Consider the following 13,252-nt stretch of genomic DNA (forward strand, 5'->3'; position numbering starts at 1 on the left):
CTGACGGTGGACAAACCTTGCGCTTGTGCCTCCCGTATTGCGCTTTAGGAAGGAAGGACCCCTTCGCCCCCTGGGGGGCCTCACGACCCCGGCGCTCATGTCATCACGATAGGCGTAAATGTACCGCTTTTCGGGGGAGATGCGACACCCCCCTTTTTGCGTTGGCTTATCAACCGTTGGCAACCCTTCGCAATATTGCGCAGGCGTTGCCAATATTGCGTAATTTCACGCACGGCCAACCTGCTCGCCTCCGTTGAGCCGGTCGACCACGGTCTGCATGGCGCGTTGCCAGCGCCGTTGCGCCGTCTTGATGCAGCACGCATAGCGCTTGGCGATGTACTGCCATTCGTCGCCTTGCGCGCGCATCCAGACCAGGTGCCGATGGTCCACGTCCAACCACTGCACCCACCGCATCGTCTCCAGCATCCGGTCGATGGCCGCGGGACTGGGCGGATAGTAGTGACGCGGTTGGTCGTCCGCTGCCAGGCGTTCCCATTGCTCGCGCACGATGTGCGGCCAGACACGGAAGTAGCCCTGCACACGGACGGGTGGAAGCGTGCGCCCTGTACGTGCTGCCTCCTCGAAACGCGCTGCGACGGAATCAAGTGTCCAGGCGGTCGTGCTACCGGTCATGGCGCTTGCCTCCCTCACCGTAGAGCCGTTCACCGATGCGGCGCACCAGCTCGCGTTCGAGGAAGTCCAGGCGCTCGTCGGATTCGTTCACCACGAGGATGCGCTGGTCCCGCCAGCCTTGCCGTTTGAACGCTTCGAGGTCCGCGACCTCGGGCTGCGTGCGGGCCAGTGCGGATTTGTAGGACGGTGTGGGAATCTTCATGCCACACCCCCTAAGTCTCGGAGCATCAGCGGCTGCAATGCCCGGCCAAGCTTGCTGTTCTGATGTTGGGCGACATGGGTCGTCGTCATGGTTTCAGTCCTTCGTTTTGTTCGGACCGACGCAGCTGGCGCAGTACATCGAAACGCCCTTGAGGTGCGTGTACGCGCACGTACGCGTAGGAGTTACGACGTAGTACGTCAGCTGCGTCGGTCGGATGTGTCGGCGTGAAGCTCAGTTGTCCGAGTACGGGCTATAGGTCGGCATCGGCGGATGCTTCAGGCTCACACCACGGAAGCCCCGCAAACCCGCTGTGTTGCGCCATTTCTCGACCCCGCGGGTGATCAGCAGATCGGAGAAGCGCCTTTGCGATCCGACGAATTCGCCAGCCGAGTCAGCCCACTGTTTCCAGTCGTTGAACAACTCGGCGGTCAGCGTCTTGGCGTTGATCTCTCGCACACAACGTTCGTCCAGCCAGCGGCCCAGCGCGTCCTCGGCCTCGAAATACTCCTCCGTCGCGTCCAGCACCTGTTGCGGCGGATCGAGCCGGCCCAGCCGCTGCCAGTCGAGACAACCCTGAACCGCCCACGCCAGGATGCCGTCACGTTCTGCCAGCAGCTTCTGCTGCAAGTTCTTGTCACGCCGCGCAGGCGGCACCGTCACCGTGAACGGAATCAAGTGCAAGCGCCGCTTCATTGCCTCGTCGATGTTGCGAATGGCCGGTTTGTGGTTGCCCGCGACGAACAGCTTGAACTGCGGGAAGAACTCGAAGAAGTCTTGCCGCATGAAGCGCGCGGAGATCTTGTCGCCACCGGTGAGGTTCTTGACCTTGGATTCCGCCCAGCGCCGTCCCTGCTCGGTCTCGATGGCCGCCACGAAACGCGCGCCGCGCAGGCCCGCCATATCGGTCGGGTGCCGATCGGCGCGCGTTTCCATGAAGGTGTCCATCGCCGCGTTGACCGCGTAGTCGCCCAGGATCGTGGCCAGCGTGTTCACGAACACCGACTTGCCGTTCGCGCCGGTGCCGTACAGGAAGAACAGCGCATGCTCCTGCGTTGACCCGGTCAACGCGTAGCCCGCCATCCGCTGCAGGTAGGCTTGCAGCTCGACGTCGCCGCCCGTGACTTCCGAGAGAAACTGCCGCCAGGTCGGGCAATCACCCTTAGGCGTCGCCGTGGTCACCTTCGTCATCCGGTCCTCGCGCCGATGCGCTCGCAGCTGGCCCGAGCGCAGATCGACTACCCCGCCGGGGGTGTTGAGCGCCCACACGTCGGCATCCCACTCGTCGGCCGTGGCCGCGTGCTTGGGGTCCGAACGGGCGATCTTCTCGACCGAGGCGATGGTCGACGAGCTCGCCAGCTTGGCCTTCTGCCGCGGCGTTTCCGCCTTGAACGAGGCCGCCCGGCAGATCCCACGCGACAGGTGGGTAACGTAGAGCAACTGATCGGGATTCCACCGCACGCCAGTCCACACCAGCCATTTGCCCCACAGGGAGCAGTACCGCCAGTCGTCGCCATAGCGGCGCGTGAAAGCCGTAGCCAGCCCGTCCTCGGTTTCCCAATCCACGCCCTCCAGCACGTCTGTCGACACGGTGTCGTCCACCTCCGGCACCACGGGCACCCGCGCGCCGGCTGCCAGGTAGCCGCTGACGTCAAACCCCTCTTCGATCGCGTCCGCTGCATCCCAGCCCTCCGCCTTGTCGTCCGGCGGCAGCAGGATGGCCACCAACAACGCGCCCGCCTGCAGGATCGCCTGCGACGCCCGGTCGGCATACTCCCAGCCCGGCTTGTCCCGGTCGGGCCAGATCAGCACGGCCTTGCCGGCCAAGGGCGACCAGTCGGTCTTCTCGACCGGCGCGTTCGCCCCGTGCATGGCCGTGGTGGCAACAATGCCGGCGTCGATCAGGGCCTGGGCGCATTTCTCGCCTTCAACCAGCACGACCTGCGTGGCGGTCGCCAGTCCCGGCTGGTTGTACAGCGGGCGCGGATCGGGCGGGACCATCTTGCGGCGCTTGGCGTCCCACGGCCGGAACTCCTTGCCCCGGCCGGGCGGGTCGTAGCGGTACACCACCCCGATCAGCCTGCCGGCGGCGTCCAGGTAGTCCCACTTGGCGGTCTCGGGGCCGAGGTCGTCCGTTGGCGGCTCCTTCCGCTTGCGCCGCACCGGCTGCGTGCTGGCGAGACCGAGCAGGTCGGCGGCGCGCGCCAGCACCCTCGGGAATTCCGTGTGCACGTCGACACCCAGGGTGCCTGCGATCACGGCGAACACATCCCCGCCGTCACCCGTCGCGCGGTCCGTCCACAAGCCCGCCTTCTCCCCGTCCAGCACGATTTCCAGGCTGTCGCCCGGATTGCCCTGGATGTCGCCGATCACGAAGGTGTGCCGCCGCTTCTTGCCGGCTGGAAACAGGATGGCCAGCACCGAGTCCAGCCGGTCGAGCAGCAAGCCCCGGATGCGGTCCCGCTCCGCCTCTGCGGATACAGGGCGTGCGACCTCCCGGCTCTGCGGCGGGCTGTCATTGAAGTCGAGCATCGGCGCTCCGTTCTTCCAGTTCGTCAGGGGCCGCCAAGAGATAGCCGGTCTTGACCGCCACCTCGCGAACGAACGCGGGATTGAGGTCGATCAGCCCAGCCACCTGCGCGAGATCGTCGCTGCGCAGGAAGCGCTCGGCGTCCTCCTGCAGGTGCTTGCGGTCCGCATAGCGCGCATCGGCGATAGCCTGGCAGAGCACCGCCACGATCAGGCGTTGCTCGGGCATGAGCCCAGTGGCCGGCGCATGGACGTGGCGCAGCAGCAGCTTTTCGACCGCGCGCATGGTCACCAGCGGGCGCGGCCTCGCGGCCCGCTTGGTGCGGCGCGGATCGATGGTGCTGCGGGTTTTGGGACGGTGATTGAAATCCAGCATCTCGGTTACCACGGAATGTCATCTTCCAAGTCGGCGAACGCATCCGCCGACAGTCCTACGGAACGTCCCTTCACCATTGAGGTGGCCTGGGCACGAGGCGCGTCGAGCGCCATTGCCTCCGTGTACGTGAACACGATGGCCTCGATCACCCGCAGAGCTTCCTCTTCGGTGTAGTGGGCCAGCGGCTTGTCGAAGCCGATCTCGCCGGCCACCTGCCCGAACGGTCGCAGGCATCGGCGCATCGCAGCACGCTGCTGCCCAGTGGTCTCAGGCATATGCGCCTCCCTTGTGAGTGATTCGGACAACGGCGGCTCGGTCTTGCGCCAAGCCCCGTACATGGCGTGGAAAGCGTCCTGGCAGCGGCGAGAGCAGAAGGCCCAGTCGGGCGGATGGCGACGCGGATCGCCCACGCGGAAGCGCAGGTCCGAGTGCCGGTAGCCACGTGCTTGTTGGCGACAAACCCAGCATTGCACGGCCCCTCCTCACTGCGCCCACGCCGGGCGCGTGAAACCGGCCGCCTGCCGGGGTTGGGCAGCACGTGCCGGTGCCGACGCGGCAGGCGCGTGTGCGCGGCCGACACCGGCATTGGCGGCGTTCACCGGCGGCGCGTTGCCGGCCATGAGCGCCGCGTAGTCTTTGTGGTTCGGCTCCACCGCCTGCCGGATCACGTTGCGGGCGTCGCCCCGGCTGTCGAGCTCGATGTCGACACGGCCGATGAATTCCATGCCGTGAAGCTCGCCGAAATCGCGGATACGTCGAGAGAGTTGGGCCGGCTCGGTGTTGTCGTCCGGATGCACGCCACGCGCGGAGTTGAGAGCGGCGCGCACGAACGCACGACCCATGTTGGCCCACTCGTCGCCCTTGGGCGAATGCAGACCGATCATCGACCACAGCTTGCGCTTGGCGTACGGCCCTTCGAGGACCACGAATTCGGCGGCGAGATACACACTGCCGGTGTGCTCGGATTCCGTGGCCCAGCCCCCCGTCCAGCCACGGGACGGATCATCGAAGCCGCCCTGACGGATCGTCATGCGGATCTTGAGCAGCGTGCCCTTGGGGATCAGGTCAAAGCCGACTTGGCGGCCTGCGTCGTTGAAGTCATTCCAAAACGTCATGGTCTAGCTCTCAGGATTCAGGAAAAGTTCGGTTGAGTCGTGGCGCCGGCCAGCGGCACAGGCTTGCGCGGCGCCGCGGTCTTGGCGATCAACTTGCCCAGGTGCGGCTCCTCCAGGGCATCCAGCCGGCCGGAGCGGTCCTTGGCGGGGTAGCCCCAGGCGTTGTCGGTGTTGGTGACGAACGCGCGGAACGGCTCTGCTGGCTCGGCGGCCGCCTCCCCTTCCGCCGGTGCGTCGGGGCGCAGCAGCGCCAGCGTGATCACCTCATCGATGACACCGGGCAACTCCAGCGCGGTCTTGCTGCCCTCGAGCTGGATCGCAAAAAACCGCCGGTTGAACTCGTCAACCTTCTCTTCCAGAATCGCCACGAACACGACGTGCTTGTCGCGCACGTGCTGCAGGTGCGTGAGCGCCGCGATCATCTCGGTACCGAGCAGGCCGTAGGCACCCCGCGTGTCCGGCTTGCCGGTGCGCTCGGAGAACGCCTGCGGTTGCGTCTTGGCCCAGGCAAGGCACAGTCGGGACAGCACGGTGATCGAGTCCACGAAGTACGTGCTGTACTTCCGCAGTTGCGCCGGATCGCCATAGCGCTTGCACACCGCGTCGAAGTGCGCCTGCGAGTACGGCTGGTCGGGGCTCGCCGCCGGGTTGGGTCCGGCCAGGAACACGACCAGGTCGCGGAACTCCGGCCACGAGCGCGGGCGCAGCGTGTCGCCGTACCAGTCCAGCACCGCCAGGTCGCCCGCCTCCAGATCGACAAACAGGGTGCTGTCTTCGGGCAGCGTCTTGAGCTGGCTGGTCTTGCCCGCGCCGGGAATGCCGACGAGGACGATCTTGGCGCAGCGGGGCTCGGCCAGGCGCCGGTCTGCGCTGATGATGGGCAGCGTCATTGCCATGCCTCCCGACCTGCGAGCACGACATCCGACTTCTCCAGCGTGAAGGTGGACTTGCCGGGGCGCACGGTACGAGCCGCCTCGAATTGCTTGCGGAAGACGTCGGACCAGTTCTTGTACTTGTTCTCCGACACCTTGTAGGTGATGGTCATGTACTGCTCGGGGATGTCGCCCGAGGCGGCGATATTGCAAGCCAGTTGCCTCAGCTTGACCTGGTCCCAAACCACGTTGTTCACCAGTTCGCACTTCACGGTCTGGCCGTGGTCGTCAATGCGGACCGTGCCGTGGTCGCGGCCGGTTGCCAGAATGGCTTGGCGAGCCAGATCGGCATAGCGCAGTTCATTGATCTGATCGGCGAATGCGCGCACCTCCTTGGTGAACGCGTGCAGTTGCTCGACTTGGGCGATGAACTGGCGGTATGTGTCCAGCGGCGCCTCGGCGTAGTGCGCCGGGGGAAGGTGCATGGCGTGTTGGAGTGCGACGAGGTTCATTCTGCGGCTCCTTGCAGGTACTGGGCTGTAGCGGGTTGGCACGTGGCGATGTCACGCTCGGTTTCCTCGGAGCGGCAGCTCGAGCTGGCGAAGAGGTTCTCGAGCTCGAAGCGCTCGACGTCTTCCTGGCGGTACAGCACGGCGCCGCCGATCTTGAGGAATCGCGGGCCGCAACCGTCCGAGCGATAGCGTGCGATAGTGGCTTCGGCCTTGCCCCAGCGGAGGGCGAGGTCTCGCGGGGTCAGATGGGGACGCCCGGAGGCGTCGAGGGTCTGGTCAGACGACATGGAATCTTGCGTTCAAGGGTGGATACACACCGGTTGCGGGGGCTTGCGCCAGCGCTGCAACCGATGTCCGTATCGTCTCGAACGGGATTACTCAGACCGTTCCTCAGATTCCTCAAACTCGTTCCTCAAATCGAATCTGTGCGGTCCAGATGCAAAAAAACCCGGTCTGATCGCGATCAGAGCCGGGGGACGGATGGCCCGTGGCCAGCGAGGGCCACCGGGTTGGGGGGATCGACGCTTACCGATGCCGATCCCGATCACCATCGGGGATGCTCCGCACGTTCCTCGGATTCCTCAACCGAGCTCCTCAAACCCGATTTGCGCGGTCCGTCACCGACGTGCTTCGCGGCACACAATGAGGAACGAGGGGAAATACCCGATGCGCGTTAGTTCAATTGTTCGATAGCACTGCACGACAGCACAGCCTATACATCTAGGACGTCACACTTCGGTAGCTCAAAGCCCCCCATTCCACTGGCGCGGCTCTTATGCACCGAAGTTCATGGTTTTCTATCTGAGGGCGTGCGGTGCACGATACCAAGCAATGCCCCAGGGGCATGTCGAATGGACGCGATCAAAGCCCACCGAAACAGTCGCGCTAGATTCGGCAGACAAGGAGGGGGATGCCGTGGCCGAATCCGACGAAGCACAAGCGGGGTCACGCGACTCAAACTTAGTGGCCGCTTTCAGCAGCGCCGCGACGAATGAAAACATCGTCGCCGCTCGCTACGAGGTCCTTGATTCAGCTACTGTCGCCTACAACTCGATGGCGGAGGAATTGCACGTTGCGGGCTACATAGCAAAGAGCGATCGGCTCAACGCAACGGCGCTTCTGTTACGGCTCGGGGCCGAACTTATAGGCGGGATTGCACTGCTTTTGCGAAACCAGCGGGAATACCCTGCCGGCGCCCTCCTTAGACAGCTTGTCGAGGTCGAGTACCTCACATTTCTGGCCTATGCCGACCCATCGCAGCTTGAAAGATGGTATGCCGCAGACTCGGAGACGCTTCGTCAGCAGTTCAAACCTCAGGCCATGCGCAAGGCATCTGATGGACTGTTCCGAGATCAGGAGTATTGGCTTCACTGTGAAGTCGGTGGCCACCCACACCCTCGAGCCCGAATTCTTTTGCGAGCCTACCAATCGCCCCTACCACCCAACGCATCTCTTCTCCCCGATTCGGTACAGCACGCATGTCGTCTGTGGATCTCTACGCGGTTGTTGTTGCCACAACTGGATGGGGGAGCTGCCATTCTGAATCGTCATGCACAGGGCTTGACAACTGCAGTATTGAATTGGAAGGCAATCGAGCATCCCATTGTTTTGACTTTTGACGGTGTTGGGGGGCCGGCAGATCACAACTAGCAGCAGGAAGTGTGAACAATCGATCGAACTTAGCCCCGGTGGTTCGCAAGCATTATTCCGAAAGGCGGTTGTGGCTCGTCTTGGAACCCTCCCCCTCCCGTGAATCGGTGAATTCCCCAAAAACCCGGCTTGAATGCAATCAGTGCCGGTAGACTAAAGGCTTGTGGCAACGTTCAGCACGCGCCTCAAACCCCATTTTTCGGTCCAAGTATAAAAGGGTGACTGTGGTGTTCCAGGGATTTTTCGCCAAGAAGGTATGAAGGGCGAGTTCGGCCAAGAGCGGTATTTCGAGATCGCGCTTCATAGCAGTTTTTGATAGGTCTACTTTACTGTTTTTGATTCACGGAGAATCTCGACTTCACGTGCGTACGGCGCTTGAGGAGGGGTAAATGGCATCGCAGGCAGACATCGACAAGGAAATCCGCGAGATCAGAAGTAAGCTCGAGAGTCCGGAGGTGCGCAATGGCCTCTTCGGAAACATGTTGAAATCCGTGCATGTCCAAGCTGTCCGTGGCATGACTGTGAACCTAGAGTTTTCTTGGCCAGTCACTGCCCTCGCCGGGGCCAACGGAAGTGGCAAGACTACGCTGCTTCAACTTTGTTCAGCTGCTTACGTCAAGCCGGAGGGCGGCCGAAACTACAAAATAGGTGACTGGATTCGAAACGCTCTCGCGGGCGAGACGCCCGCATTTAGAGAAGGGTCAGGGGTCAATTTCAGCTTTTGGAACGATGCTCCCCGTGTACTAATTCCCTATCGGAAGGACAGAACACGCTGGGACTACCCGCGGCGCAACAACCCGGAGCGGCCTGTTCAGTTTTTCGGCATCACCACATTTGCTCCACGCATTGAACGGAAAGACCGTCTCCACGTATTCCGGTCGCAGATCGAAATTAAGAAAAGTGCGCCGATCGACGACGACATGTTGGCGTCCATCTCCCGCGTACTCGGCGTAACTTACTCGGGCGGCACGATGCACACAGTTGGCCTTGCGAAGGGAGACTGGAGTGAAGTTCTTCCTCAAGTAACTCGCGGTGAGACCATCTATGCCGAGCCGCATATGGGGGCAGGAGAGCAAAAGGTTGTTCGGCTTGTGCGCGCTTTGGAAGCGCTTCCACAGCGCTCGCTGGTGCTCTTGGAAGAACCCGAGATCACGCTTCATCCTGATGCGCAGCGCGGCTTAGCTTGGTATCTGATGAACCTCGCGCGGCGCAAGGGTCATCAGATCATTCTCACGACGCATTCAGCAGAGATTTTCGAAACTCTTCCAGATGAGGCGCGGGCGTTGATCATTCGTCGCAAAGGAGGAGTCGACGTAGTTCCCCGCCCACCTCATATTGCAGCGGCCCGAGAACTTGCGGGCGTCGTTAAGACTAACAAGGACTTGATCTTAGTGGAAGACTCGGTCGCGAGAGAATTCTTGACGGACATCCTCCGGCGCTACGACCGAGTGCTCCTGGAGAATGCCTGTATCGCGCCCGTCGGAAACACTGACGACGTGTACCGATTGGTCAAGAGCTTCAGGGACGAAGGGGTACGTGCAGTCGGCATACGCGACCCCGACATCGGGCCGGATGCGGCCAATCATGTTTTTTCGCTGCCTGGGGATATGGCGCCCGAGACGTTACTGCTTGACGGCGGCAATATCGCCGCAGCCGAGCAAATCATCAATGGCATCGCAGACGCGTTTGAACGTGCCAAAGTCGCGGGAGTCGGTCGTGAGGGCAGCAAGTGGGCCAAGGCGGTGTTCCCCGCACTCGCCCATGAAATGCGCATTACCGAGGCCATGTTAAGAGATCGGTTGACGATGGCATGGCTAAACAACAACGGTGAAGAAGCCGAACAACTGGTCGCCCGCGTGAAGCAGGTACTTGTGTGACGGAGCACGTCTCAGGCGAGACCTATTGACGAGCCCCACTGTCCGCTAAAGCGATGCGAGTGAGATCACGGAAATCAATTCGGATGAGGGGGTTTTCGAGCATGGCAATCAATGTCGACGGGATCAAAGCGCAACACGTGGTCCGAGCAGCCGCCCTCTGGCGGAAGGCACCGGGTTATGGCGGGTTTCGCGAAAGCACGCTCTACGACATTCTCGTTGATGGCAAACCGTATCCGCCGAAGGCAATTGCGGCAATTGCGTGCGAATTGGCTGGCTTACAGCCCCCGGCGCCATCCGAATTCAAGGGTACCTGGGACGGTCCTTGGCATCGGACGCTCAAGAGTCTCGGTTTTGACATTGTGCCCAAAGTCGGAGGACTGGGTTCGTCCGGCAGCGTCGCACCGACCAACGCTGCAGCGCAAATCGAGGCGGATTTGCGCGCTATAGAAAGAGAACATGCCGACAAACCGACCGTATGCGAAGCGCTGATAAAAGCTCGACTCGGGCAGGGAAAATTCCGGCGCGAAGTCCTGGCACGCTGGGGCCACCGTTGTGCAGTGACGGGTTGCGCGGTGCCACAGGTGCTGCGCGCATCTCACGCAAAACCCTGGCGGGAGTCTTCGGACGACGAGCGGCTCGACCCCGATAACGGGTTGCCTCTAATTGCAACGCTTGACGCGCTGTTCGACTCAGGACTGATCAGCTTTGACGCAACGGGCCAGATGGAGATTTCGCCGCAACTTGATGCAATACAGCGCGCATCGCTGCTAACGCACGTTCCCCACGCGCTGGCGAAACCGCCCGGAGACCGACTTGCCGGGTATCTGGCTGCGCATTCGAGAATGGTATTCCGGAATGGCAAGACATCTGGCAACAAGAAACTCACTCGACAGAGTACGAGCAGGAAGCTGCGCAAGACCGCATAGGCTTTGGGACGTCGCTTTTGCGTCTGATGACACATCTCCGACATAACTAGCGAGCAATAAACGACGATCACGACATATGTCCAACACCAACAATGATGACGACCTGCCCTCCAAGCGCATCTGCCACGAATGCGTCCGTGAGAGCTTTCTCTCCGCTCAAATCGAGCAATCCGCTCCAGTGGCCACGTGCGACTACTGCGGCGAGCTCCTAGCGTCCCTCACTATCGAGGAGCTCGCGGATCGCATCGAGACGGCGTTTGAGGAGCACTATAACCGCACGTCGGACCAACCGAACTCGTGGGAGGAGCGGATGCTAGCTGACAAGGAGTCGCACTACGATTGGGAGCGCGACGGCACCCCGGTGGTGGATGCCATTGCCGACGCAGCAGAGATTCCTCAGGGGGCCGCGGAGGATGTTCTTGCGATCCTTGAAGAGCGCCACGGTGACTTCGACAAAGATGCCATGGGCGAGGAATCGGAGTTCTCCTCGGACTCGTACTACGAGGAGAAGAATCCCGACGACCAAGGATGGCAGGAGGAGTGGCACAACTTTGAACATTCGCTAAAAACACAAGCGAGATTCTTCAGCCACACAGCCGCTAATCACCTCGCTCAAGTCTTCGGTGATATCGACAAGCTCAAGACGCGGGATGGTCGCCCCCTTGTCGTCGGCGCAGGACCAGAGACCGCGCTCGATCACCTCTATCGCGCCCGCGTGTTTCAGGCGGTGGACAAGCTCGAGGAAGCCCTCCGCCGCCCGGACCTCTATCTCGGCTCGCCGCCACCCCGCCTGGCCCGTGCCGGGCGAATGAACGCTCAGGGAATCTCGGTCTTTTATGGCGCGACCGATGTGAATGTAGCGATCGCTGAAGTCCGCGCGCCGGTCGGGAGCAAGGTCGCTGTCGCGAAGTTCGGCATTACCCGGCCTTTGCGCCTTCTCGATCTGACTGCGCTTGAAGATGTGCACGACACAGGCAGCATCTTCGATTCCTCACTGAAACAGCGACTCGAACGGGCCTCGTTCCTGCGAACCCTGGGATCTCGGATGGCGCGTCCCGTGATGCCTGACGATGAAGTGGTCGACTATCTGCCGACGCAGGCTGTCGCTGACTTCTTGGCAACGATGAACGAACCCCGCCTCGATGGGATCATTTTTCCTTCAGCCCAGGCGCGGACCGGGCGCAATGTCGTCCTCTTCCATCACGCTGCGAGGGTGGTGGAGACCTCGCTCCCTAAAGGTACGGAGATCGAAGCTAGCATCGGCTCTTGGACCGAAGATGGGTGGGAATTCGAGTATTCGGTATCGGAACTCATACCACCACAGCCAGCACAGAAACAATCTGCCCTTGATGAAGGGGTTTGGGACATTTGGTGCGGTCATCCCACTGAACCTCCATGCTGGGATGACGATTTCCGCGAAGCAGCGCTCAAGGTCGAACCTGACGCCCTCGAAGTCCATCACGTGGACTCGGTGAAGGTCAACTCCACCGCGTACGCCGTTGATCGTCGCCAGTATGTGAAGCAGGAACCCAAGTTCTAGCACTACACAACATCCGCAATCCACACACCCGTCTCTCAGGGGGGGGGCAATGACGGGAGTAGCCATCAGAAATGGCCATCGCTCGGAGCTACACGGAACTGCCGGCGAGGGCCGTTCTGGGCCCCTCCTCTCACTCCGCAGATCCGCGAAGACAAAAAAAGCCCGGTTTAGAAGTAAGCGTGTCCCCAGCACCGTCTCGACGGTGTGAGAGGAAGTTGCCAGAGTGATCCCCACCAAAAAGTAGTGGGGACCACAGTGGCAACAGAAGCACCGAAGAGAAGCTCGCGCAAAGGCATCCCGAATCACCCCCTCGAATTCCGACGGCAGTTGGCCAAGCTGGCCTGCGAGCCAGGCGTATCGGTAGCGCGTCTGGCGATGGAGCACGGGTTGAATCCGAACCTGGTATTCAAATGGCGCCGGGCACTGCGTGCTGGTGAATATGATCCGGTCGGTTTGCTGCCCGTGACAGTGGAAGCACCGGTGCAAGAGTTCGAGCAGCCGGGCCCGGCGCCAGTTGGCAGTGCTGCTCCTGCGGGCGCCATTGAGATCAGCGTGGGCAACACCCGCGTGCGCGTCGAAGGCTCGCCCGATGAAGGCACGCTACTGCTGGTACTGCGCATGCTGCGCAGCACATCGGGATCGGCAGCATGATCGGCCTACCCAGCCGCACGAAGATCTGGCTGGCTGCCGGCGTGACCGACATGCGCTCGGGCTTCAACAGCCTGGCCGCTAAGGTCCAGACCGTACTGGAGCGAGATCCGTTCAGTGGCCACGTGTTCGTGTTCCGAGGCAGGCGCGGCGATCTGGTCAAAGTGCTGTGGTGGAGCGGTGACGGCATGTGCTTGCTGATGAAACGCCTGGAACGTGGCCGGTTCGTGTGGCCACGTGCCGATGGTGGCGTGGTGTGCCTGAGCCAGGCACAACTGTCGATGCTGCTCGAAGGTATCGACTGGCGACAGCCGGTCCGTACGGCGGAGCCGACATCGGCGTTGTAAACCTACCAGTCGCCGCGTAAACTGCCGG

15 protein-coding genes are annotated in these 13,252 nt (G+C 62.0%); 6 read left to right on the forward strand and 9 right to left on the reverse strand.

Annotated features, from left to right (window positions below; all coding sequences use genetic code 11):
- Positions 1-225: 225 nt before the first annotated feature.
- The 9 genes from GO999_RS12185 to GO999_RS12225 form a co-directional block, all read right to left on the reverse strand.
- Complete coding sequence (locus tag GO999_RS12185) at positions 226-633, reverse strand: DUF6362 family protein (protein WP_064820741.1); 408 nt, start codon at positions 631-633, stop codon at positions 226-228.
- Positions 623-835, reverse strand: a complete 213-nt coding sequence (locus GO999_RS12190; protein WP_211906253.1) for a hypothetical protein — start codon at positions 833-835, stop codon at positions 623-625. The genes GO999_RS12185 and GO999_RS12190 overlap by 11 nt, the downstream gene beginning before the upstream one ends.
- Before the next feature lie 231 nt (positions 836-1,066).
- Positions 1,067-3,364 carry a phage/plasmid primase, P4 family gene (locus tag GO999_RS12195; RefSeq protein WP_211906255.1) on the reverse strand — a complete coding sequence of 766 codons (2,298 nt, stop codon included), beginning with the start codon at positions 3,362-3,364 and terminating at the stop codon, positions 1,067-1,069.
- Positions 3,348-3,737 (reverse strand): hypothetical protein, encoded by a 390-nt coding sequence (locus GO999_RS12200; RefSeq protein ID WP_211906256.1) that lies wholly within the window; start codon positions 3,735-3,737, stop codon positions 3,348-3,350. Before GO999_RS12200 ends, GO999_RS12195 begins: the two co-directional genes overlap by 17 nt.
- 5 nt (positions 3,738-3,742) lie before the next feature.
- Positions 3,743-4,210 carry a DUF6511 domain-containing protein gene (locus GO999_RS25095; RefSeq protein WP_211906258.1) on the reverse strand — a complete coding sequence of 156 codons (468 nt, stop codon included), beginning with the start codon at positions 4,208-4,210 and terminating at the stop codon, positions 3,743-3,745.
- Positions 4,211-4,219: 9 nt separating this feature from the next.
- Positions 4,220-4,852, reverse strand: a complete 633-nt coding sequence (locus tag GO999_RS12210) for a hypothetical protein (protein WP_028861247.1) — start codon at positions 4,850-4,852, stop codon at positions 4,220-4,222.
- A gap of 17 nt (positions 4,853-4,869) precedes the next feature.
- The gene (locus GO999_RS12215; protein ID WP_211906259.1) at positions 4,870-5,742 is read right to left on the reverse strand and encodes an ATP-binding protein; all 873 of its coding nucleotides are present in this window, start codon (positions 5,740-5,742) and stop codon (positions 4,870-4,872) included.
- A complete protein-coding gene (locus tag GO999_RS12220) occupies positions 5,739-6,236 on the reverse strand; it encodes a hypothetical protein (protein WP_016724995.1) in 498 nt (165 codons plus the stop codon). Before GO999_RS12220 ends, GO999_RS12215 begins: the two co-directional genes overlap by 4 nt.
- Entirely contained in the window at positions 6,233-6,523 is a 291-nt protein-coding gene (locus GO999_RS12225; RefSeq protein ID WP_211906261.1) for a helix-turn-helix transcriptional regulator, read from the reverse strand. Before GO999_RS12225 ends, GO999_RS12220 begins: the two co-directional genes overlap by 4 nt.
- A gap of 628 nt (positions 6,524-7,151) precedes the next feature.
- Here GO999_RS12225 and GO999_RS12230 point away from each other — a divergent pair.
- The 6 genes from GO999_RS12230 (at position 7,152) to tnpB (ending at position 13,224) form a co-directional block, all read left to right on the forward strand.
- The gene (locus GO999_RS12230; protein ID WP_211906262.1) at positions 7,152-7,886 is read left to right on the forward strand and encodes a hypothetical protein; all 735 of its coding nucleotides are present in this window, start codon (positions 7,152-7,154) and stop codon (positions 7,884-7,886) included.
- A gap of 389 nt (positions 7,887-8,275) precedes the next feature.
- The gene (locus tag GO999_RS12235) at positions 8,276-9,763 is read left to right on the forward strand and encodes an ATP-dependent nuclease (protein WP_211906263.1); all 1,488 of its coding nucleotides are present in this window, start codon (positions 8,276-8,278) and stop codon (positions 9,761-9,763) included.
- A 101-nt stretch (positions 9,764-9,864) separates the two neighbouring features.
- Entirely contained in the window at positions 9,865-10,689 is an 825-nt protein-coding gene (locus GO999_RS12240) for an HNH endonuclease (protein WP_249215027.1), read from the forward strand.
- Between the two features lie 76 nt (positions 10,690-10,765).
- Positions 10,766-12,229 carry an RES family NAD+ phosphorylase gene (locus tag GO999_RS12245; RefSeq protein WP_211906265.1) on the forward strand — a complete coding sequence of 488 codons (1,464 nt, stop codon included), beginning with the start codon at positions 10,766-10,768 and terminating at the stop codon, positions 12,227-12,229.
- 243 nt (positions 12,230-12,472) lie between these two features.
- Positions 12,473-12,880, forward strand: a complete 408-nt coding sequence (gene tnpA / locus GO999_RS12250) for an IS66-like element accessory protein TnpA (RefSeq protein WP_211906266.1) — start codon at positions 12,473-12,475, stop codon at positions 12,878-12,880.
- Complete coding sequence (gene tnpB / locus GO999_RS12255; protein ID WP_211906267.1) at positions 12,877-13,224, forward strand: IS66 family insertion sequence element accessory protein TnpB; 348 nt, start codon at positions 12,877-12,879, stop codon at positions 13,222-13,224. Before tnpA ends, tnpB begins: the two co-directional genes overlap by 4 nt.
- Positions 13,225-13,252 lie beyond the last annotated feature (28 nt).

The organism is Ralstonia nicotianae (genome assembly GCF_018243235.1).
GTDB classification, from domain to species: domain Bacteria; phylum Pseudomonadota; class Gammaproteobacteria; order Burkholderiales; family Burkholderiaceae; genus Ralstonia; species Ralstonia nicotianae.